28 protein-coding genes and 1 tRNA gene are annotated in these 26,205 nt (G+C 69.8%); 13 read left to right on the plus strand and 16 right to left on the minus strand.

What is annotated here, in order from left to right; translation table 11 throughout:
• The first annotated feature begins 125 nt into the window (after positions 1 to 125).
• Positions 126 to 692: an SMP-30/gluconolactonase/LRE family protein gene (locus tag QWI33_RS05505; protein ID WP_270112578.1), complete on the plus strand. Its 567-nt coding sequence runs from the start codon at positions 126 to 128 to the stop codon at positions 690 to 692.
• Positions 693 to 1,348: 656 nt separating this feature from the next.
• Entirely contained in the window at positions 1,349 to 2,602 is a 1,254-nt protein-coding gene (locus QWI33_RS05510; RefSeq protein WP_270112577.1) for a tyrosine-type recombinase/integrase, read from the plus strand.
• 43 nt (positions 2,603 to 2,645) lie between these two features.
• On the opposite strand, the gene QWI33_RS05515 is transcribed toward QWI33_RS05510, so the two are convergent.
• A tRNA-Leu gene (locus QWI33_RS05515) sits at positions 2,646 to 2,730 on the minus strand.
• Between the two features lie 156 nt (positions 2,731 to 2,886).
• On the opposite strand from QWI33_RS05515, the gene QWI33_RS05520 reads away from it, so the two are divergent.
• Together QWI33_RS05520 and QWI33_RS05525 are read left to right on the plus strand one after the other, a co-directional pair.
• Complete coding sequence (locus tag QWI33_RS05520; RefSeq protein ID WP_289955712.1) at positions 2,887 to 3,900, plus strand: phosphotransferase; 1,014 nt, start codon at positions 2,887 to 2,889, stop codon at positions 3,898 to 3,900.
• 45 nt (positions 3,901 to 3,945) lie between these two features.
• Positions 3,946 to 5,043 carry a C45 family autoproteolytic acyltransferase/hydrolase gene (locus tag QWI33_RS05525; protein ID WP_289955714.1) on the plus strand — a complete coding sequence of 366 codons (1,098 nt, stop codon included), beginning with the start codon at positions 3,946 to 3,948 and terminating at the stop codon, positions 5,041 to 5,043.
• On the opposite strand, the gene QWI33_RS05530 is transcribed toward QWI33_RS05525, so the two are convergent.
• From QWI33_RS05530 to QWI33_RS05570, 9 genes are all read right to left on the minus strand, one after another.
• Complete coding sequence (locus tag QWI33_RS05530; RefSeq protein WP_289955716.1) at positions 5,040 to 5,849, minus strand: TrmH family RNA methyltransferase; 810 nt, start codon at positions 5,847 to 5,849, stop codon at positions 5,040 to 5,042. The genes QWI33_RS05525 and QWI33_RS05530 overlap by 4 nt on opposite strands.
• A 95-nt stretch (positions 5,850 to 5,944) precedes the next feature.
• Positions 5,945 to 6,982 (minus strand): SPFH domain-containing protein, encoded by a 1,038-nt coding sequence (locus QWI33_RS05535; RefSeq protein WP_289955718.1) that lies wholly within the window; start codon positions 6,980 to 6,982, stop codon positions 5,945 to 5,947.
• Positions 6,983 to 7,094: 112 nt separating this feature from the next.
• Complete coding sequence (locus QWI33_RS05540; RefSeq protein WP_289955719.1) at positions 7,095 to 7,541, minus strand: NfeD family protein; 447 nt, start codon at positions 7,539 to 7,541, stop codon at positions 7,095 to 7,097.
• 94 nt (positions 7,542 to 7,635) lie between these two features.
• The gene (locus QWI33_RS05545; RefSeq protein WP_353895416.1) at positions 7,636 to 8,673 is read right to left on the minus strand and encodes a ferrochelatase; all 1,038 of its coding nucleotides are present in this window, start codon (positions 8,671 to 8,673) and stop codon (positions 7,636 to 7,638) included.
• Positions 8,674 to 8,689: 16 nt separating this feature from the next.
• Positions 8,690 to 9,472 carry an enoyl-ACP reductase FabI gene (gene fabI / locus QWI33_RS05550; protein WP_289955723.1) on the minus strand — a complete coding sequence of 261 codons (783 nt, stop codon included), beginning with the start codon at positions 9,470 to 9,472 and terminating at the stop codon, positions 8,690 to 8,692.
• Between the two features lie 51 nt (positions 9,473 to 9,523).
• Positions 9,524 to 10,228, minus strand: coding sequence for a beta-ketoacyl-ACP reductase (locus QWI33_RS05555; RefSeq protein ID WP_270114848.1), 705 nt, complete (start codon positions 10,226 to 10,228; stop codon positions 9,524 to 9,526).
• Positions 10,229 to 10,347: 119 nt separating this feature from the next.
• Positions 10,348 to 11,298: a VWA domain-containing protein gene (locus QWI33_RS05560; protein ID WP_289955729.1), complete on the minus strand. Its 951-nt coding sequence runs from the start codon at positions 11,296 to 11,298 to the stop codon at positions 10,348 to 10,350.
• A 55-nt stretch (positions 11,299 to 11,353) separates the two neighbouring features.
• A complete protein-coding gene (locus QWI33_RS05565) occupies positions 11,354 to 12,283 on the minus strand; it encodes a DUF58 domain-containing protein (protein WP_435367566.1) in 930 nt (309 codons plus the stop codon).
• Positions 12,277 to 13,353 carry an AAA family ATPase gene (locus QWI33_RS05570; RefSeq protein ID WP_289955733.1) on the minus strand — a complete coding sequence of 359 codons (1,077 nt, stop codon included), beginning with the start codon at positions 13,351 to 13,353 and terminating at the stop codon, positions 12,277 to 12,279. The genes QWI33_RS05565 and QWI33_RS05570 overlap by 7 nt, the downstream gene beginning before the upstream one ends.
• 380 nt (positions 13,354 to 13,733) lie before the next feature.
• Here QWI33_RS05570 and QWI33_RS05575 point away from each other — a divergent pair, with 380 nt between their 5' ends.
• Genes QWI33_RS05575 through QWI33_RS05590 form a run of 4 tightly spaced genes read left to right on the plus strand, consistent with a single transcriptional unit; the run spans position 13,734 to position 16,519 of the window.
• On the plus strand, positions 13,734 to 14,297 hold the full coding sequence (locus tag QWI33_RS05575; RefSeq protein WP_289955735.1) for a dienelactone hydrolase family protein: 564 nt from the start codon (positions 13,734 to 13,736) through the stop codon (positions 14,295 to 14,297).
• Positions 14,298 to 14,323: 26 nt separating this feature from the next.
• On the plus strand, positions 14,324 to 14,548 hold the full coding sequence (locus tag QWI33_RS05580; RefSeq protein ID WP_289955737.1) for a hypothetical protein: 225 nt from the start codon (positions 14,324 to 14,326) through the stop codon (positions 14,546 to 14,548).
• A 22-nt stretch (positions 14,549 to 14,570) separates the two neighbouring features.
• The gene (locus QWI33_RS05585) at positions 14,571 to 15,077 is read left to right on the plus strand and encodes a PH domain-containing protein (protein ID WP_289955740.1); all 507 of its coding nucleotides are present in this window, start codon (positions 14,571 to 14,573) and stop codon (positions 15,075 to 15,077) included.
• On the plus strand, positions 15,074 to 16,519 hold the full coding sequence (locus QWI33_RS05590; RefSeq protein ID WP_289955743.1) for a PH domain-containing protein: 1,446 nt from the start codon (positions 15,074 to 15,076) through the stop codon (positions 16,517 to 16,519). The genes QWI33_RS05585 and QWI33_RS05590 overlap by 4 nt, the downstream gene beginning before the upstream one ends.
• Positions 16,520 to 16,694: 175 nt before the next feature.
• On the opposite strand, the gene hisG is transcribed toward QWI33_RS05590, so the two are convergent.
• Both hisG and QWI33_RS05600 read right to left on the minus strand, forming a co-directional pair.
• Positions 16,695 to 17,540 carry an ATP phosphoribosyltransferase gene (gene hisG, locus QWI33_RS05595; RefSeq protein WP_289955745.1) on the minus strand — a complete coding sequence of 282 codons (846 nt, stop codon included), beginning with the start codon at positions 17,538 to 17,540 and terminating at the stop codon, positions 16,695 to 16,697.
• A gap of 24 nt (positions 17,541 to 17,564) precedes the next feature.
• The gene (locus tag QWI33_RS05600) at positions 17,565 to 17,828 is read right to left on the minus strand and encodes a phosphoribosyl-ATP diphosphatase (RefSeq protein WP_289955747.1); all 264 of its coding nucleotides are present in this window, start codon (positions 17,826 to 17,828) and stop codon (positions 17,565 to 17,567) included.
• 311 nt (positions 17,829 to 18,139) lie between these two features.
• On the opposite strand from QWI33_RS05600, the gene QWI33_RS05605 reads away from it, so the two are divergent.
• A complete protein-coding gene (locus QWI33_RS05605) occupies positions 18,140 to 18,844 on the plus strand; it encodes a GH12 family glycosyl hydrolase domain-containing protein (RefSeq protein WP_289955749.1) in 705 nt (234 codons plus the stop codon).
• Positions 18,845 to 18,893: 49 nt separating this feature from the next.
• Here the strand turns inward: QWI33_RS05605 and QWI33_RS05610 are convergent, their stop codons facing one another.
• The gene (locus QWI33_RS05610) at positions 18,894 to 20,567 is read right to left on the minus strand and encodes a glycoside hydrolase family 2 protein (protein WP_289955750.1); all 1,674 of its coding nucleotides are present in this window, start codon (positions 20,565 to 20,567) and stop codon (positions 18,894 to 18,896) included.
• A gap of 79 nt (positions 20,568 to 20,646) precedes the next feature.
• Positions 20,647 to 21,414: a TetR/AcrR family transcriptional regulator gene (locus QWI33_RS05615; RefSeq protein ID WP_289955753.1), complete on the minus strand. Its 768-nt coding sequence runs from the start codon at positions 21,412 to 21,414 to the stop codon at positions 20,647 to 20,649.
• A gap of 108 nt (positions 21,415 to 21,522) precedes the next feature.
• On the opposite strand from QWI33_RS05615, the gene QWI33_RS05620 reads away from it, so the two are divergent.
• Positions 21,523 to 22,434 carry an SDR family NAD(P)-dependent oxidoreductase gene (locus QWI33_RS05620; protein ID WP_289955755.1) on the plus strand — a complete coding sequence of 304 codons (912 nt, stop codon included), beginning with the start codon at positions 21,523 to 21,525 and terminating at the stop codon, positions 22,432 to 22,434.
• A 66-nt stretch (positions 22,435 to 22,500) separates the two neighbouring features.
• Here the strand turns inward: QWI33_RS05620 and QWI33_RS05625 are convergent, their stop codons facing one another.
• Positions 22,501 to 22,938, minus strand: coding sequence for an SgcJ/EcaC family oxidoreductase (locus tag QWI33_RS05625; RefSeq protein ID WP_289955757.1), 438 nt, complete (start codon positions 22,936 to 22,938; stop codon positions 22,501 to 22,503).
• Between the two features lie 94 nt (positions 22,939 to 23,032).
• Here QWI33_RS05625 and QWI33_RS05630 point away from each other — a divergent pair, with 94 nt between their 5' ends.
• Complete coding sequence (locus tag QWI33_RS05630; protein ID WP_289955760.1) at positions 23,033 to 23,488, plus strand: MarR family winged helix-turn-helix transcriptional regulator; 456 nt, start codon at positions 23,033 to 23,035, stop codon at positions 23,486 to 23,488.
• Positions 23,489 to 23,565: 77 nt separating this feature from the next.
• Positions 23,566 to 25,014, plus strand: coding sequence for a glycosyltransferase family 39 protein (locus tag QWI33_RS05635; protein WP_289955762.1), 1,449 nt, complete (start codon positions 23,566 to 23,568; stop codon positions 25,012 to 25,014).
• A 4-nt stretch (positions 25,015 to 25,018) separates the two neighbouring features.
• On the opposite strand, the gene QWI33_RS05640 is transcribed toward QWI33_RS05635, so the two are convergent.
• Positions 25,019 to 25,459 (minus strand): VOC family protein, encoded by a 441-nt coding sequence (locus QWI33_RS05640; protein WP_289955764.1) that lies wholly within the window; start codon positions 25,457 to 25,459, stop codon positions 25,019 to 25,021.
• A 97-nt stretch (positions 25,460 to 25,556) separates the two neighbouring features.
• Here QWI33_RS05640 and QWI33_RS05645 point away from each other — a divergent pair, with 97 nt between their 5' ends.
• Positions 25,557 to 26,141, plus strand: a complete 585-nt coding sequence (locus QWI33_RS05645; RefSeq protein WP_289955767.1) for a TetR/AcrR family transcriptional regulator — start codon at positions 25,557 to 25,559, stop codon at positions 26,139 to 26,141.
• Positions 26,142 to 26,205 lie beyond the last annotated feature (64 nt).

Here is a 26,205-nt window from a genome sequence, read left to right on the forward strand (position 1 = left end):
CTCGGCCCAGATCAGCCCGCTCGGGCGCCTCTACCTCACCGACATTCTCGGCGGATCCGTCCAGAGCATCACGCTCGAGGGCGAGGACCACCGGACGCTCTTCAGCGGCGATCGACGGCACGGCCATGCTGCCCGACGACATCGCCTTCGATCCCGAAGGCACCCTCTACATCTCCGACACCCGCGGCATGGTCGGCCCCGGTTGGGAGACTCCGGGGCGGATCATCCGCATCAGCGCCGACGGCGACGCCACCGTGCTCGCCGCCGATCTGCCCTCCCCCAACGGCATCACGTTCGACGAGGACCACGAGGGCCTGTGGGTCGCGCAGTACAACGCCAACCGCATCGACTACTTCGCCCTCGACGAGACGCGCACGCAGGTGACGGCCGCCTACCCGGGCATGTACGTCGACGGCGGCAAGGCCCGTGTCGACTCCACCGCAGTCGACGCCGACGGCAACGTCTACCAAGGCTTCCACCTGAAGCCGGAGATCCACGTCTACAGCCCGAACGGCGACCTGCTCGAAGTGATCGCTCTCCCCGGAGACGCGCCCGATCTCGACACCGCGACCAACATCGCCGTCAACCCCGGGACCACCGACGGCGTCATCACCGTCAGCGGCCCCGACGGCGGCTACCTCTACACCTTCGACGCCCTCGCCGAAGGCACCCGTCAATCCAACGGCGGATAGACACCTGCGACGCAGATGCCCGGCCTGTCGCACACGAGACCATGTGCGACGAGCCGGGTATCGTCTCTCCTGCATACCGTCAAGACGTGCCCATGGGGGCACGGGTACGGCCACCGACAATCATCGTTGTTCCTGCATGTCCTCGGCGCCTTCACTCTCCTGGACACCACCGTGTCACCGACTGGTGGGGACCGCACGGGTACGCCGTCCTCCACGGCATCCTCACTGCACCCACCACCGCGCTCACCCTCAGCTCCTGGGTCGGCGCCCACCTAACCGGCGGCAACCCCAGATGTTCGCCCTCCACACGCCGTTACCACCGCAGCAGCCGTCATCGTCCTGGCTGAACAAATGGTGAAGCGGCCCTTGAGAAAGCGGTTCAGGCGACGGCATCAGCGGGTGCTGATCACCAACGCGACCGATGTCCTGTTCCGTGCGTGACGGACAAAGAAATAGGGATCATCTACGTAATGATCCCTCATATCTCGTATGTCCGTTTGTGGAGTTAGGGGGATTCGAACTCACGACCGTTCCGAGGCTCGGCTGGGAGCGGAAGGCGTTCCTCATCCGGCCGGCCCCTAGGTCCATACGATGGAGATAGGACCTCCTTCGGAGGCGGCTTCGTGGCTGCGCAGCGACCCCGGCACACCCCACGGATGCGTGCGCCGAACGGGTCGGGTTCGATCTTCTGGGACAAGTCGACGGGCCGATTCGTCGGACTGCTCTCGGTGGGCCGAGGACCAGACAACCGCAGGATCCGCCCCAAGGTCACCGGACACAGTGTCGATCAGGTTCAGGCGAAGCTGGACGCTCTGCGCGAGGATTTCGACCGCGGGATCGATCTGGGGAACGACTACACCGTCGCTGACGCCTGCGAGGACTTCCTCGCGCACGGCATGCATCATCTGGCCGAAGGCACCGCGGACGAGCTCCGCAGGATCGTAGGGAAGTGGATCCTCCCCCACCTGGGCCACGCAAAACTGAAGGAACTCAAGGCTGACGAGGTGGATGCCTGGCTCGATGTCATGGCCCGGGAGCTGTCGACAGGTTCGGTCAAGAAGCGGTTGAGCACACTGCGGCGGATCATCCGATTCGCCGAGGCACACAACCATGCCAGCAGGAACGTCGCCGCACTCGTCGACGCCCCGCGCGGCCAACTCGGCAGGCCCAGCAAAGCACTGACACTCGAGCAGACCATGGCACTGCTCGACACCAGCCGGCACCGACCGATCCGCGGGTACATCGCGCTGTCGGTCTTCACCGGCATCCGCACCGAGGAAGCCCGGCCCCTCGAATGGCGGCACCTGCACCTCAACCCGACCAGGGGCCAGATCTGCTCCTGCGGCCAAGAGCATCTCCAGACGGTCGCTCCCCATGTCGAGATCTGGCGATCGGTCCGCGCAGGCGGCGACACCAAGACCGCGAAGAGCCGCCGGACCATCGGCCTGCCTGCACTCGCCGTGGAGATCCTCACCGAGCATCAAGAGCAGCAGCAGAAATGGCGCGCCGAGCACGGTTGGAAGTCGGAGGGGATCGTCTACGTGTTCGGCACCCGCACGGACACCGTTCAGGTGGCCGAGTCAGTGCACGACCAGGTGCAGAAGGTCGCGACCAAGGCTGGCTTGCCGGGATCGTGGACGCCCAGGGAACTGCGCCACACCTTCACCTCGCTCTTGTCCGAAGCCGGCGCCCCGGTCGAGCTCATCGCCGACCTGCTCGGACACAAGGACCTCGCCACCACATGGAAGGTGTACCGGCACCAACTCCGACCGGTCATCACCGCAGGAGCCGAACTCCTGGACAAGGCTACCGGACAACATGCAACGGACCATAAAGGAGAGTCGAGGAGCCAACTTGGCTCCCAGAATGGCTCCCAGCTAGCGAGCGCCAAAGGCAAAAGCTCATTGTAGGCGCGAAAAAGAAGGCCCCGGATAACCGGGGCCTTTCTTTCTGTGCGCGAGGGGGGACTTGAACCCCCACGTCCATAATAGGACACTAGCACCTCAAGCTAGCGCGTCTGCCATTCCGCCACTCGCGCGTGCACACAGAAGTGTATATGTAGTTTGTTTTGCCTGCCAGGTGGGCTTTCCTGCCCTCCGTGGCACGAGACGAAACTTTACACGATGGTTCGGCGGTAGGCGCAAGGGGGGTTCGCGGTCGGTCGGGCGGGCCGGCGGCGGCTAGGCTTGGGGGCATGACCGTGACCGCGCATCGACTGCCTGATGCGGCGTTGACGCATTGGGATCTCGGGCAGATCTTCCAGATGCAGCGGGTCCAGACCGGGCTGATGAACCGGTCATGGCGGGTCGATACGTCGTCCGGGTCCTACCTCCTGAAACTGTTCCGGGACGTCACCGGCCCTGAGCTGCAGTTTCAGTTCCATGTCCTGCAGACCCTGGGTGGTTCGGGAGTGCCTGTGGTGCTGCCGGTGCTCAGCCGGGACGGGCGGACCACCATCTTCCTGGAAGGCGAGGAGTTCGGGGTCTTTCCGTGGGTCGGGGGGCGGCACCGCTCGGGGTTGTCCATGTCCCGGGAGGCTTGCCGAGATCTCGGGTCGGTCATCGGACGCCTGCATCGGACGCTGCACGCCTCCATTCCTGCGGACCGGGCGCCGAAGGCCGAGAATCCGCCTACTACTGAAGCGGCCCTGCAGAAGGTCGACCGCCTGCTGGAGCTCGTCGCCGCCGGACGGGGCGACAAGACCGGGTTCGAGGCCATCGCCGAGCAGACGCTGCGGTTGAAGCGCGGGCTGCTGGTCAGGCTCGGGGACCGCCGGCCGCCGGACCTGCTGCCGCAGTACACCGGATACACGCATGGCGACCTGCACCCTCACAACGTCCTGCACGGGCCCGACGACCGGATCTCGGCGATCCTCGACTGGGACCGCCTGGTGGTCTCGTCGTACGCGCGGGAGATGGCGCGGGCGGCCGTGTTCTACTTCACGTACGGCGACGAGCGCGGGTTGGACTGCGATCGCATCCGGGCGTTCGCCGGGGGGTACCGGTCGGTCTTCGACGTCGGGGAGCCCGAGATCGGGCTGGCCACGCACCAGTTGTGGTGGGACCGCCTGACCGACAACTGGGTCATCGAGTGGCATTACGTGCGGCACAACTCCGCGTGCGATCACCTGCTGCCGGGGCAGACCGGGCTCGTGAAGTGGTGGACCATTCACTACTCGCAGGTGGAGCAGGCCCTGATGGGGCGATAGAGAACTCGCTGGCTTCTCGTTATCGCCTTTGTCACAATGGGTTTCATGACTTCACTTCCGCTTCTGCACCTTCAGGGCAGCCCGCATCAGCGGGGTCTGCAGCACGGCGAGGAACTGCGGGAGGCGATCGCCGCCAATGTCGCGGTCTACCGCTCCCGGATGCTGACATCGGGAGTTCCGGAGAACGAGCTCGCCTCGCGCTCGCAGCGGTTCCTGGAACAGTTCACGCGGTACGACGCGTCGTACCGCGAGACGATGGACGGCATCGCGGCGGGATCGGGGCAGGATCTGCTGGACATCACGCTGCTCAACGCCCGGTACGAGCTGCTGTACAGCGCCTGGAGCGAGTTCGGGCGCCCCACGGCCGACGGGATCCGGTCCGAGTGCACCTCGTTCGGAGGCACCGACGGAGTGTTCACCGCATCGGGGACGCACATCGGGCAGAACTGGGACTGGTTCACCGGTGTCGAAGGGGCCCTGCTGCAGTGGGAGCACGGCGACACGACGGTGCTCGGGTTCACCGAGGCCGGCGTCGCGGGGGCGAAGATCGGGCTCAACAGTGCCGGGATCGGCCTGTGCATCAACGGACTCGGCGCTTCAGTCGACGACTGGCGCCTCGACACGGTGCCGTTCCATCTCAGGTCGATGAGGGTCCTGCAGTCTGCCACCCTGGCTGAGGCCGTGGGCCATGCTCTGGCGCCGCGGCCGGCCTGCTCGGCCAACTTCTTCATGGGCAGCGCCTCGGAGGGGGTCCTCACGGTCGAGGCCTCGCCGGTGGGGTCGCGGGTCATCTACCAGGACGGGCCCGCTCCCCTGGTGCACGCCAACCACTTCCGGGATCCCGAAGCGCTCGGGGTCCATCAGAGCTGGCTCGAGACCGGCCGGGTCTCCACCTATCACCGGTGCGACCGGATGGAGACGCTGCTGGCCAAGGAGGCGCCGGTGTCGACCGAGCGGCTGTACGCGGCCATGCGGGACCACGAGGGCGGGCCACTGGGCCTGTGCCGCCATCCTGTCGAGACCGATCCCGTTGAGCTGCAGACGCACACGGCGTTCGCCGCGCACCTGGACCTTGACGCGAAGCGGTTCTCCTACACGTGGGGCCCGCCCTGCGAGTCGGAGTTCGCGACGGTGGGCCTCTAGCGGGGCGTCGCCTGGGACAGCTCCCAGCAGGCCACCGCCGTCGCCGCGGCGACGTTGAGCGAGTCGACGCCCGCGTGCATGGGGATGACGACCGTGCGGTCGCAGGCGTCGAGTGCGGCCGTGGTCAGGCCGGGGCCTTCGGCGCCGAACATCAGGGCCGGGCGCCTGCGTTCCTCGGCGCTCACCTGGCCGATGTCGATTGCGCCGCGCGAGGGGCTCAGGCCGTGGAGGGTGAACCCGGCCTCGCGGACCTGGGCGAGGCCGCTGGGCCAGGGCTCGAGGTAGGCGTACGGCACCGCGAACACCTCCCCCATGCTCACGCGCACGCTCCGGCGGTACAGCGGGTCGGCGCAGTCGGGGGCGAGCAGGACGCCGTCGAAGCCGAGACCTGCGGCAACCCTAAATATTGCCCCAAGATTCGTATGGTTGTTCAGGCCTTCGAGGACGACGAGGCGGTTGACGCGCTCGAGGAGCTCGGTCGGCGCGGGGAGTTCCTTGCGGTGGAACGAGGCCAGCGCGCCGCGGTGGACGTGGAAGCCCGTGACGGATTCGAGGAGGTCGGGCCCAGCGGTGTAGCAGGGGGCGTCCTCGGCGAGGTGCGCGAGCTGGTCGGCGCGTTTGGCGTCGATGAGCATCGAGCGCATCCGGTAGCCGGCGCGCAGGGCCCGGCCGATGACCTGGTGGCCTTCGGCGATGAACAGGCCGTGGGGCTGCTCGAAGCGGGTCCGGAGGGCGAGGTCGGTCAGGGCGCGGTAGTCGCTGAGGCGGTCGTCCTCGGGGTCGTGGATGTGGATGACGTCGGGCACCCGGTGATTCTGCCCTACTGCGCGCGAAACGCCCCCGGGCGGCCGGACGGCTGCCTGGGGGCGTCACGTCGAACTAGGGGGTGTCTAGAGACCCCTTAGGCCGGGGCGGGCGGGAGTTCGTTCGAGATCTTCTTGCCTTCGCCGATGTCCTGGACCTCGCGGGCGGCCTGCTGGGCCGCTTCGAGGGCCTGGGCGGCGGAGTCGTCGAGTTCGAGGGCGCTGGCGTCGATCTCGACTTCTTCGTCGGCGTCGGAGGTGTCACCGGTGACACCGCCGAGCGCGTTGCCGATGCCGCCGAGGGCCTTGGTGAGTTCGGCCGGGACGACCCAGACCTTGTTGGCGTCACCTTGGGCGATCTTGGGGAGCGTCTGGAGGTACTGGTAGGCCAGGAGCCGGTCGGTGGGCTTGGCCTTGTGGATGGCCGCGAACACGGTCTGGATGGCCTTGGCCTGGCCGTCGGCGCGGAGGACCTCGGCGTCGCGGGCGCCCTTGGCGCGCAGGACCTGGGACTGCTGCTCGCCTTCGGCGTTGAGGATCGCGGCGCGCTTGGTGCCTTCGGCGTTGAGGATCGCGGCGCGGCGGTCGCGCTCGGCGCGCATCTGCTTCTCCATGGCGTCGCGGATGCTCAGCGGCGGTTCGATGGAGCGCAGTTCGACGCGGGTGACCTTGAGGCCCCACTTGTCGGTGGCCTTGTCGAGCTCGGCGGCGAGGCGGGCGTTGATCTCCTCGCGGCTGGTGAGCGCCTTCTCCAGGTCGAGGGAGCCGACGACGTTGCGGAGCGTGGTGGTGGTGAGCTGCTCGACGCCCGCGAGGTAGTCGTCGATGTTGTACACGGCCGCGGTGGGCTGCGTGATGATGTAGTAGAGGACCGTGTCGATCTGGACGCCGAGGTTGTCGGCGGTGATCACGCTCGACGGCGGGAAGTTGACGACGCGCTCGCGCAGGTCCACTTTGGCGCGGACGTTGTCGACGAAGGGGACCAGGAGCCGGGGCCCGGGCTCCAGGGTGCGGCGGTACTTGCCGAGGCGTTCGATGATGTAGTTCCACTGCTGGGGAACGATCTTGATCGATCGGAAGAGCACGATGATGAAGAAGAACGCGACTATCAGCAGCAGTACGCCAACGGGATCCATGGTGTTTCAGCCTCCAGTGTGTGGGATCGGCGGGCATTCACTTGGCTCGGTGCTCGTCTGCTCCCAGACGATGCGGCAAGGCTATACGGGCACGTCCAGTGAGCGCTGCAGGTCAGCTCTGCTTCCAGACGATGACGGTGGCTCCCTTGATTTCTACCACTGTCACGCGGTCGCCGGGTTCCAGCGACTGGTCGGGTTCGAGGGGGAAGGCGGTCCAGTTGTCCCCGGCGATCTCGACGAGGCCGCCGGAGCGGTCGACCTTCTCGATGACGCGGGCTTCGGCGCCTTCGATGGCGCGGGTGCCGAACCTGCGGGGGGTCTGGTCGCCGCCGGAGTCGCTTTCGAGGGCCTGCTTCAGGAAGGGGCGGAGGCCGAAGATGGAGGCGAAGGAGCCGGCCCCGAAGAGCACCGCCTGGAGCCAGAAGGGCGCGCCGACGGCGGCGCCGATGCCTGCGAGCACCGCGCCGACGCCGACCATGGCGAGGACTAGGGTGCCGGTGAAGAGTTCGATGGCGCCGAGGACCACAGCGGCGATGATCCAATAGAAGACGGGTTCCACCTGTCAAGCATGTCATGCGGAAGCGTCCAGCGGTGATTACGGGCCGGGCCCGCGTCCTGGTGGGGACGCGGGCCCGGTGGCGGCAGCGAGCGCTTCAGCGGCTGCGGTGCTTCTCGGGGGCCGGGGGCCTGCGGGCGGGGCAGCAGCCCTCGACCGTGGGGTCCCAGACCGGGAGCTTGCCGAGTCGCTGCAGCGGCGCGCCCTGGACGCGTTCGGCGACGAGGTCGCGGAACATGCCGACGATGTCGGCGACCTCGGGCGTGCCGGCCCGGAGGTAGCGCAGGCCGAGTTCGGCGGCGGTGTCCTTGGCCTCGTTGTCGAGGTCCCACAGCACTTCGATGTGGTCGGAGAGGAAGCCGACGGGGCTGACCACGACGGTGTCGACGCCTTCGCCGGCGAGGACTTTGAGGTGGTCGTTGATGTCGGGCGCGAGCCACGGCATCGACGGCGGGCCCGAGCGGGACTGCCAGACGACGTCGATGGGCCCGGCCCAGCCGGCCTGCCCGGCGACGAGGGCGGCGGCCTCGGCGACCTGGTCGGAGTAGCGGGCGCCTTCGGGGCCCGAGCACTCCTCGGCGACGCTGGGGATCGAGTGGGCCGTGAAGACCACGCGGGTCCGCGACTGGTCCTCGATCTGGCCGAGGCTCCGCTTGAGCTGCTCGGCGAAGCCGCCGACGAAGCCCGGGTGGTCGAAGAAGTGCCGGACCTTGTCGATCGCCGGCGCGGTGTCGCCGACGGCGGCGCGCGCGGCGTTGATGTCCTCCACGTACTGGCGGCACGAGGAGTACGAGCCGTAGGCGCTGGTGCACAGGGCGAGGGCGCGCTTGACGCCGTCGCCGGTCATCTGGGTGACCGCGTCGACGAGCATCGGCGGCCAGTTGCGGTTGCCCCAGTAGATCGGCAGGTCGATGCCGCTGACGCGGAACTCCTTGCGGATCGCCTCGAGGACTTCGCGGCACCACTGGTTGATCGGCGAGATCCCGCCGAAGTGGTAGTAGTGCTCGGCGACCTCGGCGAGGCGCTCGTCGGGGATGCCGCGGCCGCGGGTGACGTTGCGCAGGAACGGCAGCACGTCGCCGGGGCCCTCGGGGCCGCCGAACGAGACGAGCAGGACGGCGTCGTAACCGTTCATTGTCATGGCGGCTCCGCTACTGTTCGGTGCGCTCGACCCCGACGGCGTGGAAGCCGCCGTCGACGTGCAGGATCTCGCCGCTGGTGGCCGGGAAGAGGTCGGACAGGAGCGCCGCGCAGGCCTTGGCGACCGGCTCGGAGTCGGTGAGGGACCAGCCCAGCGGGGAGCGCTTGGTCCAGGCCTCTTCGAACGCCTCGAAGCCGGGGATGGACTTGGCGGCCATGGTGCGCTGCGGGCCCGCGGACACGAGGTTGACGCGGATGCCCTTGGGGCCCAGGTCGCGCGCGAGGTAGCGGTTGGCGGACTCGAGGCCCGCCTTGGCGACGCCCATCCAGTCGTAGACGGGCCAGGCCTGGCTCGCGTCGAAGGTGAGGCCGACGATGGAGCCTCCGTTCCCCATCAGCGGCAGGCAGGCCATGGCGAGGGCCTTGTAGGAGAAGGTCGAGACCTGCAGTGCGGTGGCGACGTCCTCCCACGGGGTGTTGAGGAAGTTCCCGCCGAGCGCCGAGGGCGGGGCGTAGGCGATGGCGTGCAGGACGCCGTCGATGCCGTCCACGTGCTCGCGGACCTTCGCCTCGAGCCCGGCGAGCTGCTCGGGGTCGGTGGCGTCGAGCTCGATGACGGGGGCGGGGGTGGGGAGCTTCTTGGCGATCCGCTCGACCAGGGACATGCGCCCGAAGCCGGTGAGGATCACTTCGGCGCCCTGCTCCTGCGCGTACTTGGCCACGCCGAAGCCGAGGGACTGCTCGGTGATCACCCCGGTGATGAGCAGTCGTTTGCCGTCCAAGAATCCGGTCATCTGTTCCTCCGTCGTTATTCGTACTTGCAAATACTGGGGCCCGCGCGGGGGCTAGTGGCCCATGCCGAGGCCGCCGTCGACGGGGATGACCGCGCCGTTGACGTAGCCGGCGTTGTCGCCCGCGAGCCAGGTGACGGCGCCGGCGATCTCCTCGGCGGTGGCGAAGCGCTTGGCGGGGATGGAGTCGAGGTAGGCCTTGCGCTGGGCCTCGGGGAGCGCGTCGGTCATGTCGGTCTGGACGAATCCGGGCGCGACGACGTTCGCGGTGATGTTGCGGGAGCCGAGCTCGCGGGTGATCGAGCGGCTGAGGCCGACCAGGCCGGCCTTGGACGCGGCGTAGTTGGTCTGCCCGGCGTTGCCGTAGAGGCCGACGACCGAGGAGATGAAGATCATCCGGCCGAACTTGGCGCGCAGCATCTTCGAGGAGGCGCGCTTGGCGACCCGCCAGGCGCCCTTGAGGTTCGTGTCGACGACCCGCTCGAACTGCTCGTCGCTCATGCGGAGCAGGAGGGTGTCGTCGGTGATGCCGGCGTTGGCGACGAGGATCTCGACGGGGCCGAACTTGCCTTCGACGTCGGTGAACGCGGCGTCGACGGAGGCGGTGTCGGTGATGTCGCACTGGACGCCGTAGAGGCCGTCGGGGGCGCCGGTGCCGCGGTGGGTGACGGCGACGTTGTCGCCCTGGGCCGCGAAGGCCTGGGCGATAGCGAGACCGATCCCGCGATTGCCTCCGGTGACGAGGACGGTGCGCGCCATTGTTCGAACTCCTCAAGTTTCTTTGTACGAAGCCACCGACGATCGTAGCGACGGGCCCCTGCAGGGGCGAAGGGGCCTTCACGCACCGTGTGGCACTCGCCTCAGGACGGGGCCGGAGCCTAGGTGAGGCGGGAGGTCCAGGCGAGGCTGAGCCCGGCGGCCGCGAACAGCAGGATCAGGGCGGTGCCGATGAACCACTGGGAGATGTCGCGGGCGATGGTCTGGTGCGCGAGCGAGGACTCCATGTCCTCGTAGACGGACCGGAGCTGCTCGGCGCTGAAGGCCTCGTAGAAGTTCCCGCCGGTGCCTTCGGCGAGCTGGGCGAGGGCCTCGCGGTCGACGGGGACCGAGACGAGCTCCTGGTCGAGCTCGATCACGCCTTCGTCGGTGCCGAACGCGACCGTGGAGACGGGGATGTTCGCGGCGGCGGCGGCTTCGGTGGCCTCCTCGACGGTGCGCCCGGCCGTGCGGTAGCCGTCGGACATGAGCAGGACGCGGGCGGGCGGGAGCGTGCCGGACTCGTCGGCGGGCACCTGCTGCACGGCCTGGAGCGAGGCGAAGACCGCTTCGCCGGTGGCGGTGGCCTCGGCGAGGGTGAGGCCGAGGATCGCGGAGGCGACGCTCGCGTGGTCCTTGGTCGGCGGGACGTTGACCGAGGCGAACCCGGCGAAGGAGACGAGGCCGACGTTGTACTGCTCGGGCAGGTCGTTGACGAACCCGGCGGCGGCCTCCTTCGCGGCCTCGATCCGGGTCGGTGACACGTCTTCGGCCATCATGGACAGTGAGACGTCGATGGCGAGGATGATCGTGGCCCGCTCCTGGGGCTCGTCGACGTCGACGGCGGGTCGGGTCATGCCGCCCACCAGCACTGCCAGCGCGATGACGAGGAGCCCGGCCGGGAAGTGGCGGCGCCAGCCGGGGACCTTCGGCACCAGTTTCGCCAGGAGCGAGGCGTTGGCGAACCTGACGGCGATCCGCTTGCGGGCGAACTGGGCCCAGACGTAGACCGCGGCGAGCGCGGCGACGGGGATGAGCGCCAGGAGCCACATCGGTTCGAGCAGGCGGATCAACGGTTCTCCTTGGTGTCGTCGGAAGGCGCGGTGTGCGGTTGCCCGGGGGTCTCGGCTAGCGGTAGGCGGCGAGGTGGCGGCGCTGGGCGATGAACGCGGCGATGTCGCGCAGCCAGTCCGAGCCGGTCGAGAGGCGCAGGTGGGCGGCGCCGCCGGAGCGGATGCCCGCGGCGATGCGGCGGCGCTGCTCGGCGGCGGCCTCGGCGTATCGGGCGCGGAAGCGGGCGTTGCCGGTCTGGACTTCGACCGTGGCGCCGGTCTCGGGGTCCATGAGGTCGAGGACGCCGACGTCGGGGAGCGCGAGTTCGGCGGGGTCGAGGACCTCGACGCAGAGGACCTGCTGGCGCACGGCGAGGCGGCGCAGTTCGCGGGACCAGTCGCTCGGGTGGTCCTCGTCTTCCAAGAAGTCGGAGATGACGACGGCGAGGCCGCGGCGGCGGGCGTGGCGGCGGGTCTTGTCGATGAGTTCGGCCAGGTCGCCGGCGCCTGTGCCGTTTTCGAGCGTGCCGCGCGGGAGGGCGGTGATCGTGCGCAGGAGCGAGCGGGCGCCGCCGCGGCCGGGGCGCGGCGGGATGGCCTTGGCGGGGCCGCCTTCGGTGACGACGGCGCCGATGCGGTTGCCGCCGCGTCCGGCGAGGTAGGCGAAGGCGGCGACGGCGCCTTCGGCGAGTTCGCGCTTGAGCATGCCGACGGTGCCGAAGTCCAGGCTCGGCGAGAGGTCGACGGCGAGCCAGGTCTCGAGTTCGCGGTCGGCGATGGTGGTGCGCACGTGCGGGACGGTGGTGCGGGCGGTGACGGGCCAGTCCATGCGGCGCACGTCGTCGCCGGCGCGGTACTCGCGGGCCTCGCCGGGTTCGGAGCCGGCGCCGGGGAGCAGGCCCAGGTAGTCGCCGTGCAGGAGCCCGTCGAGGCGGCGGGTGACGTTGAGCTGCAGCCGGTCGAGGGCGCGCAGGTCGTGTTCTGCGGGTGCCGTGTCGATCACCAGGCGCCCGGCTGCTGCGGCTGGTACGACTCCGCGGACCGCGGCGCGGCGTCCTGGCGGGGGCTCACCGTGGGGGCCGGGACGGCCGCGAGGAGCTGGCCCACGAGCTGGTCGGTGACCACGCCGTCGGCCATGGCGTCGTAGGAGAGCACGAGGCGGTGGCGCAGGACGTCCGGTGCGATGTCGTCGAGGTCCTGCGGCAGGGCGTAGTCGCGGCCGCGCAGGAGCGCGATGGCGCGGGTGGCGCGGATGAGACCGAGGGAGGCGCGGGGACTGGCCCCGTACTGGATGTGGCGGGCGATGCCGCCGAGTCCGGCGCCGGCGGGGTTGCGGGTGGCCATGACGATGCGCACCGCGTAGTCGACGAGGGCGTTGTGGATGAACACGCCGTCGGAGGCCTGCTGGAGGCGCAGGAGGTCGTCGGTGTCGAGGATGCGCTCGGGCACGGGCGAGTCGACGCCCATGCGGAAGACGATCTCGCGCTCCTCGGCGTCGGTGGGGTAGCCGACGTTGACCTTGAAGAGGAAGCGGTCGCGCTGCGCCTCGGGCAGCGGGTAGACGCCTTCCTGCTCGATCGGGTTCTGGGTGGCCATGACCAGGAACGGCTTGGGGAGCACGTGGGTCTGGCCGCCGATGGAGATGCGGCCTTCGGCCATGACCTCCAGCATCGCGGACTGGACCTTCGCGGGGGCGCGGTTGATCTCGTCGGCGAGCACGAAGTTGGTGTAGACCGGGCCGAGTTCGACGTCGAAGGTCTCGCTGGACTGGCGGTAGATGCGCGTGCCCACGATGTCGGCGGGGACGAGGTCGGGGGTGAACTGGATGCGCTGGAAGTCCGCGCCCACGACGCGGGCCATGGTCTCGACCGCGAGGGTCTTGGCGACGCCGGGCACGCCTTCGATGAGGCAGTGGCCGCGGGCCAGCAGCGCGGCGAACATGCGCTCGACGAGGGCGTCCTGGCCGACGATGACCTTCTTGATCTCGAACAGCGCCTTCTCGAGGAGGGCGGCGTTCTCCGCCGGGGTGGAGCTCCCGGCGGCGCGGTCGGAACGGTCGGCCTCGGCTGATCCCATGTCGGCTCCTTCAAGCGCGTTCGTTCTGGTCGTGTCGATACTAATTCGCCCGTTCGAGGATGGCAGGGGGCCGCACGGACCCGTGGGGCACTCCTGCACCGCAATTTGTCGGGAACCCGACACTTCGGCCCGAACCCCTTGCGGCACAGGGGGTCTACACTGCCGCAACACCATCCGGCAAATGGAAAATCGGCATTTGCCCAGGAGCGTGACACGCCGCGCGTATTCAATCCGTTGCTGCGAATTGTCGGAGCGCTATGCTTTCACCAACCCGCACGACTTCCCCCGTGGTCGTGCGGGTCTTTTGCTGCCCTAAGGGACGCCGCGCGCAGGCCTCGCGGAGGACGCGCACCGGCCCCGCCGGCATTAGAATTCCCCTCATGCCCCGCCGCCGCCAGGCCCTGCTGCTCCCCGGACGCAACTACAGCGTGCAAGGGCCGCTGCTGATGTACACGCACGTGGCCCTGCAGTCCCGTGGCGCCCACACCTACCCGCTCACGTGGAGGGGCGTGGACCGGCTCGCCGCCGACGAGCAGGCCATGATCGACGGCGTGTGCGAGCAGACCGAGGTCGTGCTCGACCGGGTGCACAACGACGACCCGCCGCTCCTGGTCGGCAAGTCCCTCGGCACCGCCGCCGCGATCCTCGCCGCCCACCACGGCCTCCCCGCCATCTGGTTCACGCCGTTCCTCCAGCACTACCCGATCGTGCAGGCCCTGCGGCGCTCCACCGCGCCGTACCTGCTCGTGGGCGGCACCGCCGACCCGGCGTGGAACACCGCGCTGGCCCGCGAGCTCCCCGGCGAGGTCTGCGAGGTGCGCGGGGCCGACCACGGCATGTTCATCCGAGGCCGGCCGCTGGTCGAATCGGCGCACGCGATGGCGGACGTGATCGAGGCCGTGGAGGCGTTCATCGACACAGCGGTGTGGCCCCGCACCGGATGAGCCGACACTTGGCGGACAATCGCGGTGTGACTTCAGATCCGGAAGTGCAGTCCGAAGCGCAGTCCGAGGCGCCCGTCTGCTCGTCGCGCGGCTGCCGCAGCACGGCGACCTGGATGCTGCTGTGGCGCAATCCGCGCATCCACGGCTCCGACCGCGTGAAGCGCTGGGCCGCCTGCGACGAGCACGAGCCGACGCTGCGCGAGTTCCTCACGGCACGCGGATTCCCTTGCGAGACCGAGCGGTTGCCATGACCGAGCGTGGAATGATCGAGCGATGAACGCGAGAGCGGTCCCCGTGTGGGACCTGTGGCCGGACCGCATCGAATGGCAGCCCATGTCCCCCAAGCTCCGCACGGTGTGGGTGCTGCGAAGCCTGCTCAACGTCCTGATCCTGGCCGTGATCGCCGCGGTCCCGCTGACGATCTGGCTCGGCTGGGAGGGCCCGCTGTGGGCCCTCGGCGGTTACGTCGTGCTCGCGGGCCTGCGGTCGCTCGCGGTCGCGCGCACCGTGAAGACCTGGGGCTACGCCGAACGCGACCAGGACCTCCTGGTGCGGCACGGGCTCCTGACGCGCCGCCTGAGCATCGTCCCCTACGGCCGCATCCAGCTCATCGACCTCTCGGCCGGACCCGTCGAGCGGATGTTCGGCCTCACCACGGTGCAGGTGCGCACCGCGGCGCTGGCCTCGACCACCGAAGTGCCCGGGCTCGACCCGCTCGTGGCCGCCGCACTGCGCGACCGGCTCGCCGCCCACGCCGCCGAGGTCCGGGAGGGCCTGTGAGCGCAGAGGCCGGACCGGTCCACGGCGACGAGCCCGCTCCCCCGCTGGCGCCCGCGCCGTACGGCCCGATGCCGTACGCGCCGAGCGCCCCGCCCGAGGGCATGCAGCGCCAGCGCCTGCACCCGCTCACCCCGCTGCTGGAGAGCGTGCGGTTCCTCACCGCCGTCGCGGCGGCGGTGGGCATCCAGATGTTCACCTCCCGGAACTTCCTCTTCGCCGTGTACGCGGCGCTGGCGGCGGCGGTCGTGGGCGGTATCGCGAGCCTGATCGCACTTCAGTACCGGGGCTTCGTGATCTGGGGCCGGGAGCTGCACATCTACGGGGGCGTGTTCACCCGCAGCCACCGCACGGTGCCACTGGACCGCCTCCAGTCGGTGGACCTGGTGCGACCGCTGCAGGCGCGCGTGTTCGGCTTGGCGCAGTTGAACATCGAGGTCGCCGGCGGCGACGGGACGGACGCGAAGCTCGCGTACCTCAAGCACGACCGGGCGCTGGAACTGCGTTCGGAGCTGCTGTCGATCGCGGGCCGGCCGGGGGCGCGGCAGCGGGTCGAGACGGCAGCGGACGACACTGAGGACGCTCCGGCGGGACCGGCGCCGCTGGTGCCGACGGTGACCGTCCGCAAGCTCGCCCTGGCGTCACTGCTCGAGGCGCTGCCGGTGCAGTTGACGGCATTGCTGCTCTTCGGAACCGCGTTCGCGGTGACTGGGTCGATCTTCGGGTTCACGACCGTGGCGACGGCGCTGTGGTTCGGCTTCTTCGCCCCGGCGCTCTTCGGCTACCTCCAGAGCACGGTCTCGACCGTGAACCGGTTCCTGCGCAACTGCCGGTTCCGGATCACCCGCGACGGCGGGAACCTCCTCATCGAGCGGGGCCTGACGGACACGAGCCACGAGACGGTGCCGGTGGACCGGGTGACGGCCGTGTGCTTCGACGAGCCGATCCTGTGGCGCCGCAAGGACTGGCGGCGCGTCGAGGTGTGGACTGCGGCCGTGTCGCAGCAGATCAGCGTCCTCAAGTCGACGACGGCGCTGCCGGTCGGCGGCCCCGCGGAGGTCGCGACCGTCGCGGCCGAGGCGGTGCCGGACCTCCCGACGGCGTTCGCCGTGGAACGCCCGCCGCGCCGGGCGCGGTGGCGGATGCCGTTGCGCTGGAAGCGGACCGGCGCGCTGCTCGACGAGCAGGTGTTCGTCGTGCGGCACGGCTGGTGGGTCAACACGTATGTGGCGCTGCCGTATGCGCGGATCCAGTCGGTGCGGGTCGTGCAGGGGCCGCTCCAGCGCCTCCAAGGGCTCGCGACCGTGCACGCGATGTCCGCCGGCAGTATCGGGCACACGGCGAAGGCGGCGCACCGCGACGTCGAAGAGGCCGTCGCGATGGCCGCCGAGCTGCGGAGCCGGGCCGACACGGCAGCGGCGCTGGAAGCGCCGCGCCTGTCGTAGCGAGGGCTCGAGGACTCCGGAAGGTCGGGGATGCCTCGAAGCACCGCTGAGCCGTCAGGCGCAGGTGCCGCTGCTCAGGCCGGAAGCGCAGACTCAAAGCCGGCAGGCGCCGGTCTGCGCCTAGAGCCGGAGGCGCCGGTTCCGTGCCTAAAGCCGGCAGGCGTCGGTCCTGTGCCTAGAGCCGGCAGGCGTCGATGTTCGAGGCGAGGATGCCGCGGGCGCCGATCTCGTAGAGGGCGTCCATGACCCGGTGGAGGTCGGCCCGCTCGGTCATCGACTGGACCGCGACCCAGCCTTCCCGATGCAGCGGCGAGACCGTCGGCGATTCGATGCCGGGCGTCAGCTCGACGGCGGCTTCGAGGAGTTCGGCGCGCACGTCGTAGGCGAGCATGACGTACGAGCGGGCCACGAGCACGCCGCGCAGGCGGCGCAGGAGCTGCTCGACGGCCGGGGCCTGGCCGTTGCCGGCCTTGCGGACCAGGACCGCCTCGGATCGCATGATCGGGTCGCCGAAGACGGCGAGTCCGGCCTGCTTGAGAGTCGTGCCGGTCTCGACCACGTCGGCGATCGCGTCGGCGACGCCGAGGGCGATGGCGTTCTCGACCGCGCCCGCGAGCTTGACGATCTCGGCCTGCACCCCTTGCTTCTCGAGGTCGCTGCGGACCACGCCCGGGAACGAGGTCGCGATGCGCTTGCCGTCGAGGCCCTTCACGGCGTCGACGGTGCCCGGGCGGGCGGCGTAGCGGAAGGTGGAGCGGCCGAAGCCGAGCGCGAGGACCTCTTCGACCTGCTCGCCGGAGTTCACGGCGAGGTCCTGGCCGGTGATGCCGAGGTCGAGGTCGCCGGAGGCCACATACGTGGCGATGTCGCTGGGGCGCAGGTAGAAGAACTCGACGTCGTTGGCGACGTCGAGGGACTGCAGGTCGCGGCTGGAACCGCGCTGGCGGTAGCCCGCCTCGGTGAGCATGTCGGTGGCGCCCTGGGAGAGCGCCCCCTTGTTGGGCACGGCGATGCGGAGCATGCGGATGGGCCTTTCGGGAGCTGTTTAGAGGTACCGGTACACGTCGTCGAGGGTGATGCCGCGGGCGACCATCATCACCTGGAGGTGGTAGAGGAGCTGGGAGATCTCCTCGGCCGCGGCCTCGTCCGACTCGTATTCGGCGGCCATCCAGACCTCGGCCGCCTCTTCGACGATCTTCTTGCCGATGGCATGGACGCCGGCGTCGAGTTGGGCGACGGTGCCCGATCCCTCGGGACGGGTGGCGGCTTTGTCGGCGAGTTCGGCGTAGAGCTGCTCGAAGGTCTTCACGGCCGGAATTCTACGGGGCGCGCCTGGCAGGGGCGAGCGCGAACCGCCCGCGCGCACCACTGGCCGGGATGGTGAGACTCAGGTCGCACCCGCGGAGCGCCGTCGGAAGCGGGTCCAGTGCGCGCACCGGGGCACCGCGCGGGGGCTCCGCGCTGCTCGCGGCTCGCGCGCGCTACAGTCCGCCTCCTGCGGGTTTGATCGGGCATGCGGGGGTATGGACTTTAATTGGGTCGCATGATCTAATTAACATATCGACATTCATCTAATGAATGTGGAAGATTCCTAGCCACTTTCAGAAAGGCGTGCCCTCAATGCGTCGCAGATCGATTCTCACCGCCGCCCTCGCCGCTCCCCTGGCCACCGCGGGCGCCGTCGGCGCCCTCCAGTCCCCCGCCCAGGCCGCCACCTGGTCCTCCTCCGACCGGTGGGGGTCCTGGCAGAACGGGTCCTACACGCTCTACAACAACGTCTGGGGCAGCGGCTACGGCCCGCAGTCCATCTGGGCCAACTCCCCCAGCAACTGGGGCGTGTGGGCGAACCACCCGAACACCGGCGGCATCAAGTCCTACCCGAACGTCTCCCGCACCCTGGGCCGCCAGGTCTCCAGCATGGGGAACGTCTCCAGCTCGTTCAACGTCACGAACCCCACGGGCTCGGGCCTGGCCTACAACACCACCTACGACGTGTGGGGCAACGGCCACGCCCACGAGATCATGATCTGGACGCAGTGGACGAGCAACGTCGGCCCGATCGGCGGCTACGTCACCAACGTCAACCTCGGCGGCCGCAACTGGAACTACTACCAGGGCCACAACGGCGGCAACCCCGTCTACAGCTTCATGGCGACGAGCCAGTTCACCAGCGGCACGGTGCAGATCACGCCGATCTGCCAGTGGCTGGTGAACCAGGGCCGGATGCCGAACGTGCGGATCGACCAGGTCCAGTTCGGCTGGGAGATCACCTCGTCGAACGGCGGCAAGAACTTCAACGTCAACAGCTACTCGACGCAGTTCTAGCCTGGACGACCACCGCCGGGCCCGGACGCGGGCCCGGCGGTTCGCCGTCTCAGCCCTTGCGCCGGAAGCGCTCGCGCACGGCGCGGAACGCCTGCTTGGGACGGCGGTACTCGTCGATGATGCCCTTGTCGTTGACGCCCCGCGGGCGCGTGAGGGCCAGCCGGCGCAGCTCGGAGGTCTTGAAGTCGCCGAGGACCCAGATGGCGAGGCCCGAGATCCGGTCCTGCCCGTCCATGACGTGGTCGACGACCGTGGTCAGCAGCTCGGCCTGGTAGTCCTCGGTCCACAGTGAACCGTGCGAGTCGTTCCAGCCGGGCACGGCGCCGGCGCCGATCTCGGAGATGATGAGCGGCTTGTCGGCGAACCCGAGGGCGTCCACGTGGGCGCTGATGCGGTCGAGCTCGGCCGGGATGCCGGGCACGTCCCCGAAGTACCAGCCGGGGTAGGTGTTCGCGCTGACGACGTCGACCAGGTCGAAGCACTTGTCGTCGTGGGCGTTGATGGCGGCGTAGGTGACCGGGCGGTGCGGGTCGAGTTCGCGCAGGCGCCCCAGCAGCGCCGCGTAGACCGGGTACCCCTCCTCCGACCAGCTCGGGCACTCGTTGAGGATGCCCCACAGGATGATCGACGGGTGGTTCTGCGCGGCGGCGCACATCGCTTCGATGTGCGCCAGCTGCGCCTCGACGAACGCCGGGTCGGTGAGGTGCTCGACCGGGTACTGCCAGCCGATCGACTCGCACCACACCATGATGCCCGCCTCGTCGCACAGGTCGAGGAACAGCGGGTCGAGCGGGTAGTGGCTGCCGCGCACGAAGTTCGCGCCGAGGTCCTGGAGCTGCTGGACGTCGTTGACGAGGAGCGCTTCGGGCTGGGCGTGGCCGAACTGAGGGTGGGCCTCGTGGCGGTTGACGCCGAGGAGGCGGACCGGTTCGCCGTTGACGGTGATGCGGCCGTTCGCGGTCGCGACCTCGCGCAGGCCGAAGCGCTCGCTCATGTCGTCCTCGCCGAGGGTGACGGTGAGGGTCGAGAGGCGCGGCTCATCGGATGACCAGGCGGCCAGCCAGGGGATGTCGAGCGTGCGGGTGACCGAGCCGGAGGCGTCGAGGTCGACGGTCTCGGTGGAGACGGCGCGGCCGTCGCATTCGATGCCGAGCGCGGCCGGACCGGCCTGGACGCCAGTGTAGTCGATGCGGACCTGGACGCGGCGTTCGGCGACCGAGAGGGTGTCGATCTTCAGGCCGTCGATGTGGAGCGGTTCGAGGCGGTGCAGTTCGACGCCGCGGGAGATGCCGCCGTAGGCGTACCAGTCGAAGTGCTCCATGTGGAGGGGCGAGCGCTCGTCGAAGCGGTTGTCGACGAGCACCACGACCTCGGCTTCGCCGTCCGCGCTCTCGGTCTCGGCCCAGAAGCGGGTGAATCCCCCGGCGTGCTCCCGGATGAGTTCGCCGTTCCAGTAGACGCGGCACCAGTGCTGGACGGCGCCGAAGACGAGGCGCTGGAGCCCCGCCGAGGTGCGGACCCGGGTGCGGTAGGCGGCGAGGCCGCGCCGCCCCGCGTACTTCGGGGTGGCGTCGTAGCAGCCGGGGACGGCCATGACGTCGTCGAAGCCGAGCGCGGCGAGGTCGACCTGGTCGGGGTCGGCATCGCCGAGGAACGCGAAGTCCCAGGTGCCGTCGAGAGGGGTGACCGGGCGGATCTGGTGCTGGGGGAATCGGCGGGCCAAGGCGGCCTCCTCTGAGTGGTCTCGGCTGATGCGGGACCGATCCTAGGCGACCGGTTGCCAGAGGGGAAGGCCTCTGTGACTACGCAGTCTTGCGCTTCTCCCGGAACGCCTTCTGCCGGCAGGCCGCCGAGCAGTACTTCGCGGGCCTGCCGGTGGCGGTCTCAGGGAGGGGGTCGCCGCAGACCGGGCAGTTCCGTTTCGTTTCGTTACGGAATTCGAAGGAGTTCGAAGTTTCGTTACGAATCTCGGTGTTTCGTTGCATCCGGAGGCCGTCCCAGAAGACCGCCGTGAGGCGCCGGGAGCGTTCGGGGTTGACGGCCATGGCCGTGCAGCCCGAGAGCAGCGCCCGCACGTCCTGGGTGTCGATGTCGCCGCGGATGACCCCGGCCCGCTGCGCCCGCTCGAGCAGGACCGACATCGGGGAGTCGATGAGGCAGTAACCGTCGGTCTTGGAAGGCTCCTGCCAGTCGCCGCGTGCGGCCAGCGCCTCGCAGATCGCGCGGTTCGCGAGCGCCTGATCGGTGATGAACCCGAGGTAGGCGAAGAAGGCGGCTTCGGGGTCGTCCATGGCCAGGGCCTGCTCGGCGAAGGCGCCCATCTGGCCGAGACGCTGGTCGAGCACGGTGGCGAGCAGGGCGTCCTTGGTCGGGAAGTGGCGGTAGACGGTGCCGGCGCCGACGCCTGCGGCGGTGGCGATCTCGTTGAGGGAGACGGAGGCGCCGCGTTCGGCGAAGAGGCGGTCGGCGGTCTCGAGGACGTTCTGGCGGTTGCGCTGGGCGTCGGCGCGTTCGGCCCGCTGGAGTGCGGGCCGCTCCGGCGTCTCCGTGGCGTGCTGCCGCTGGGCCATGGGTCCCCCTCTCGTGGACTCGCTTAAACGGGTGTAGTGTTCCGTTTCATCAACCGGGTTGCCGCTCCCGATACTAGTCGGCGGACCCCGCAATGGAAAGGAACACCCATGCCTGCTGCAGAGAAGACCGTCCTCGTGACCGGCGCCACGGGCCGCCAAGGCGGGGCCGTGGCCGCGCGCCTCCTGGCCGACGGCTGGCACGTGCGGGCCCTCACCCGCGACCCCGAGAGCGCGAAGGCCAAGGCGCTCAAGGAGGCCGGGGCCGAAGTGGTCGCCGGCGACCTCGACGACCGGGCCTCGCTCGATGCGGCCGTCGCGGGCGCCTTCGGCGTCTTCAGCGTCCACGCCGGGGCTTACGAGGGCGGGCCGTACGGCGACGACCTCGGGCACGAGGAGCGCAGCGCCGCGAAGCTCGGTGCGGCGGCGAAGGACGCCGGGGTCGTGCACCTCGTCCACTCCTCGTCGATCGGCGTCGGCGGTCCGCTGGAGCCGCACATGGACATGCTCCAGCGCAAGGCCGAGGCCGAGCGCGCGATCGGGGCGAGCGGGGTGCCGCACACGATCCTGCGCCCGAGCTCGTTCATGGAGAACACGTTCGACTCCTTCCGCGAGCTCCAGGACGGCGCGCTCGTCTCGGTGCTCAACGCGGACACGTTCGAGCCGCACATCGCGGCCGACGACATCGCCGCGTTCGCCGCGATCGCGTTCGCCGCCCCGGAGGCGCACGCCGGGAAGGTGTACGAGCTGGCAGGGGACGACCTCACGCAGACCGAGAAGGCGGCGCTCATCGGCCGCGTCGTCGGGCGCGAGGTGCCGTACGTCGGCATCTCGGCGGAACAGGTCGCCGGGGACAGCCCGTCGACAGCGAAGATGCTGGGCGTCCTCAACCGGCACCGCATCCCCGTCGACATCGCGGCGCTGCGGCGGGTCCACCCTGGCCTGCTCACTCTGGAGCAGTGGATGACCGGGATCGGCAAGCCGCTGGTCGACGCGTACTTCGCGCGGATCGACGCGGCCTGAGCGGGCGGCCGGGCAGGTGGACGGTCCGGGCCGGTCGCGGCGGGCCCGCGGCCGTCCGGGCCGCCCTCATCGCGCGGCGGGGGCGGTCTCCGGCGCGAAGGCGAAGGAGATCTTCTCCATGAGGGCCTTGCGCTTGGTGTTCTGGAAGGCGGCGATGCGCCATTGGCCGTCGGCCTCGCGCACGACGGTGTAGGTCTGGACCTTGGTGAGCTTGGCGGGGCGCGAGCCGTGCTTGCCGACGTCGCCGCGGCCGGTGACGACCGCCGTGTCCGGGCCTAGGAACCGGATGCCGAGGATCTCGTCCGCGAGCACGCTGCCCTGGAGGAACTTGTCGAACAGGGCCTGGTGGGCGCGGGCGATCTCCTCGCGACCGGTGTAGCAGGTGCCGACGAAGGTGACGTAGGTGGCGTCGGCGGTGAAGTGCGAGGCGTAGGCCTCGCCGCTCCCGGTGGCCCAGGCGGCGACGGTGGCGTCGATGAGTGCGGTGATCTGCTCGGTGCTCATGGGTGTGCCCTTCTGGTAGTTTGATGACTGCATCTATTGTGCGGATTCATTCTCTGCATTGATGCAGATATTACCTTAAGGAAGGGAATCTGTCATGTCAAGATCGGATCTCGCGAAGCTCGGTGCGGTCTACCCGCCGTACCTCAGCGCGATCGTGCTCCACGGACTGGCCACGGCCCAGGCCGTCGGCCTCGGCCCCACCGACCTGTACGCGGTCGGCACGCTCGCCTTCTACGGCCGCATGACCTCCGGCGAACTCGCCGCCAAGACCGGGCTGACCACCGGGGCCACCACGCGCCTCATCGACCGCCTGGAGGAGCGCGGCCTCGTCCGCCGCGTGACCGACCCGGCCGACCGGCGCCGCGTCCTGGTCGAGGCCGCGGAGGACAACGGCATCGAGCTCGACGCCGCGCTGGCGCCGGCCCGCGAGAAGCTCGGCGCGGTCTTCGCCGACTGCTCCCCCGCCGAGATCGCCGTCCTCACCGAGCACTTCGAACGCGCCACCCCCGCCTTCCACGAAGCGATCGAGACGATTCGGGACACCCGCTGACCTTGCACCGCAACGGGGCTTGCGGGATGCTCTGAGGACAGGAGCGATCCCCTCGACCCCTCGAAAGGCCCCTGCCGATGCGCCCACTCTTCCGCCTGCACCCGACCCTGGCGAGCGCGGCGCTCGCCGCGGTGCTCGCGATCCTCAACGGCCGCTACGACTACCACCGCGACGAGCTGTACTTCCGGATGCTCGAGCCCGCATGGGGCTACGTCGACCAGCCGCCGCTCACCCCGCTGCTCGGGAAGGCCTCCGTCGGTCTGCTCGGTGATTCACTGTGGGCGTTGCGGTTCCCCTCGATCCTGTGCATGGTCGGCCTGCTCTGGATCGCCGCACTGCTCACGCGCGAGTTCGGCGGCGGCAGGGCCGCGCAGGCGCTCAGCGTGTGGGGCCTGGCCTTCGCCGGTGTCGCACTGGCCTTCGGGCACCAGCTCTCCACGAACTCGGTCGACCTGGTGGTGTGGACGGCCGCGCTCCTGTTCACAGTGAAGGCGCTGCTGCGGGATCGGCCTGAATGGTGGCTCGCGGTGGGCGCCGCGGCCGGCATCGGCCTGTACAACAAGCACCTGATCGTGCTGCTCCTGCTGAGCGTCGGCCTGGCGCTCCTCGCGGTCGGGCCGCGCAAGGCGCTCGGATCGAAGTGGCTGTGGGCCGGTGCGGCCCTGGCGCTGGTGATCGGCGCCCCGAACCTGGTCTACCAGGCGGTGAACGACTGGCCGCAGCTGGAGATGGCCGCGGCGATCAACGAGACGGACGGCACCGAGAACCGCATCCTGCTGCTGCCCTTCCAACTGCTGCTCATCGGCCTGTTCCTCGTGCCGATCTGGATCGCCGGGCTCGTCGCGCTGCTGCGCAGGACCGAATGGCGGCCGATCCGGGCGCTGGCCGTGGCCTACCCGATCCTGCTGGCGGTCACGCTGGCGAGCGGCGGTCAGTTCTACTACTCGATGGGCCTGGTCATCGCCCTGTACGCGGCCGGATGCGTCCCGGTCGCGGCCTGGGCGGCCACGCGGAGCCGCCGCGGCCTGCTGGTCGCGGGCGTGGCGCTCAACAGCGCGGTCTCGGCGCTCGTCGCGCTGCCGCTGCTCCCGGTGGACGCCGTCGGCGGCACGCCGATCCCGGCGATGAACAGCTCGGTGCCCGACGGCGTCGGCTGGCAGACGTACACCGATCAGGTTGCGGCCGTGGTCGACTCGCTGCCTCCTGAAGCGAACGCGGCCGTCCTGACCGCCAACTACGGCGAGGCCGGCGCGCTCGAGCGGTACGGCGAGGACCTGCCGCCGATCGTCAGCGGCCACAACCAGCTGCACGAGTACGGCCCGCCCCCGGCGGCCACCGACACCGTGGTCACCGTAGGCCTTGACCTCGCCCGCGTGAGCCGCTTCTTCGACTCCTGCGTCGAGGCCGCCGAGCTGGACAGCGGACTGGACGTCGACAACGAGGAGCAGGGGCAGCTCATCGGCGTCTGCACCGGACCGGTCTCGGATTGGGCATCGCTGTGGCCGGAGTTCCAGCACTACAGCTGAGCCGCTACGCCCCCGGCTCGTGGCCGGGGGCGTACTGCTCGGCGAACTCGCCTTCGGCGGGGATGACGGTGATGACGTCGATCATGACGCCGTCAGGGGCCTCGCAGATGAAGTGGCGCTGGCCGAACGCCTCGGTGCGCAGCGGCCGGAGCTCGCGCAGGCCCGCCTCGCCGACGAGCCGCCGGTGCTCGGCGTCGACGTCGTCGACCTCGAAGTTGAGGATGAGACCGCCGCTCATCGGTGCGCGGTGCCCTTCGGGGACGGTGGGGTGGGAGGCGTCGAGGAGCGCCAGTTCGTACTGCGGGGCGTCGGGGCGGTGCAGGCTGACGTACCAGTCGGCGGTGAAGGTGGCCTCGAAGCCGAAGTGGCGCACGTAGAAATCGTGCGCGGCGGCGACGTCGCCGGTGGCGATCACCGGGTAGAAGCTGCTGAGTCGGGTGCCCATGGCGGTCTCCTGGAAGCTCGATCCGATTCACATACCTTCGGTATGTGAATTTGAATGTTAACATACCCCGGGTATGCGAGATCGGATCGGAGTGCGCATGGCGGGAACGCGGATCGAGCAGCGGGAGGCGACGCGCCGGGCGCTGCTGGCGGAAGGGCGGCGCCGCTTCGCCGCGGACGGGTACCACGAGGTCGTGCTGGCCGACGTGGCGCAGGCCATCGGGACCACCAAGGGCGCGGCCTACCACCACTTCGGCAGCAAGCTCGGGCTCTTCCGGGCCGTGGTCGCCGAGGTGCAGGAGGAGCTGGGCGGGCGCGTCGCCGGAGAGGCCGACCGGTTCGACGAACCCTGGGAGCAGCTGCGCGCCGGGTGCCGCGCGTTCCTGGCGGCCGGGGCCGACCCGGCCGTGCGCCGCATCCTGCTGGTGGACGCGCCGACCGTGCTCGGCTGGGACGAATGGCGGTCGATGGACGAGGAAGGCTCGGCCCGGCATCTCGCCGAGGCGCTGCACGACCTCGTGGACTCCGGAACCATTGCGGCGCAGCCGATCGAGCCGCTGGCTCGGCTGCTCTCGGGCGCGATGAACGAGGCGGCGCTATGGCTCGCGCGGTCGGAGGACCCGGACGCGCTCGCCGCGACCGAGCGGGCCCTGGACCGCCTGCTCGACGGACTGCGGGCCTGAATTCCCTTGGTACGCATGAGGACAGGCCCGGGCCGTGAGGTCCGGGCCTGTCCTCGCGCTAAGT

This window comes from Glycomyces tritici (assembly GCF_030403505.1).

Bases quoted from the DNA above. Each gene is read 5' to 3' on its own strand.
- QWI33_RS05505 (WP_270112578.1), top strand. From the start codon at position 126: ATGCTGCCCGACGACATCGCCTTCGATCCCGAAGGCACCCTCTACATC.
- QWI33_RS05510 (WP_270112577.1), top strand. From the start codon at position 1,349: ATGCGTGCGCCGAACGGGTCGGGTTCGATCTTCTGGGACAAGTCGACG.
- QWI33_RS05520 (WP_289955712.1), top strand. From the start codon at position 2,887: ATGACCGTGACCGCGCATCGACTGCCTGATGCGGCGTTGACGCATTGG.
- QWI33_RS05525 (WP_289955714.1), top strand. From the start codon at position 3,946: ATGACTTCACTTCCGCTTCTGCACCTTCAGGGCAGCCCGCATCAGCGG.
- QWI33_RS05535 (WP_289955718.1), bottom strand. From the start codon at position 6,982: ATGGATCCCGTTGGCGTACTGCTGCTGATAGTCGCGTTCTTCTTCATC.
- QWI33_RS05545 (WP_353895416.1), bottom strand. From the start codon at position 8,673: ATGAACGGTTACGACGCCGTCCTGCTCGTCTCGTTCGGCGGCCCCGAG.
- fabI (WP_289955723.1), bottom strand. From the start codon at position 9,472: ATGACCGGATTCTTGGACGGCAAACGACTGCTCATCACCGGGGTGATC.
- QWI33_RS05555 (WP_270114848.1), bottom strand. From the start codon at position 10,228: ATGGCGCGCACCGTCCTCGTCACCGGAGGCAATCGCGGGATCGGTCTC.
- QWI33_RS05570 (WP_289955733.1), bottom strand. From the start codon at position 13,353: ATGGGATCAGCCGAGGCCGACCGTTCCGACCGCGCCGCCGGGAGCTCC.
- QWI33_RS05575 (WP_289955735.1), top strand. From the start codon at position 13,734: ATGCCCCGCCGCCGCCAGGCCCTGCTGCTCCCCGGACGCAACTACAGC.
- QWI33_RS05585 (WP_289955740.1), top strand. From the start codon at position 14,571: ATGAACGCGAGAGCGGTCCCCGTGTGGGACCTGTGGCCGGACCGCATC.
- hisG (WP_289955745.1), bottom strand. From the start codon at position 17,540: ATGCTCCGCATCGCCGTGCCCAACAAGGGGGCGCTCTCCCAGGGCGCC.
- QWI33_RS05605 (WP_289955749.1), top strand. From the start codon at position 18,140: ATGCGTCGCAGATCGATTCTCACCGCCGCCCTCGCCGCTCCCCTGGCC.
- QWI33_RS05615 (WP_289955753.1), bottom strand. From the start codon at position 21,414: ATGGCCCAGCGGCAGCACGCCACGGAGACGCCGGAGCGGCCCGCACTC.
- QWI33_RS05620 (WP_289955755.1), top strand. From the start codon at position 21,523: ATGCCTGCTGCAGAGAAGACCGTCCTCGTGACCGGCGCCACGGGCCGC.
- QWI33_RS05625 (WP_289955757.1), bottom strand. From the start codon at position 22,938: ATGAGCACCGAGCAGATCACCGCACTCATCGACGCCACCGTCGCCGCC.
- QWI33_RS05630 (WP_289955760.1), top strand. From the start codon at position 23,033: ATGTCAAGATCGGATCTCGCGAAGCTCGGTGCGGTCTACCCGCCGTAC.
- QWI33_RS05635 (WP_289955762.1), top strand. From the start codon at position 23,566: ATGCGCCCACTCTTCCGCCTGCACCCGACCCTGGCGAGCGCGGCGCTC.
- QWI33_RS05640 (WP_289955764.1), bottom strand. From the start codon at position 25,459: ATGGGCACCCGACTCAGCAGCTTCTACCCGGTGATCGCCACCGGCGAC.
- QWI33_RS05645 (WP_289955767.1), top strand. From the start codon at position 25,557: ATGGCGGGAACGCGGATCGAGCAGCGGGAGGCGACGCGCCGGGCGCTG.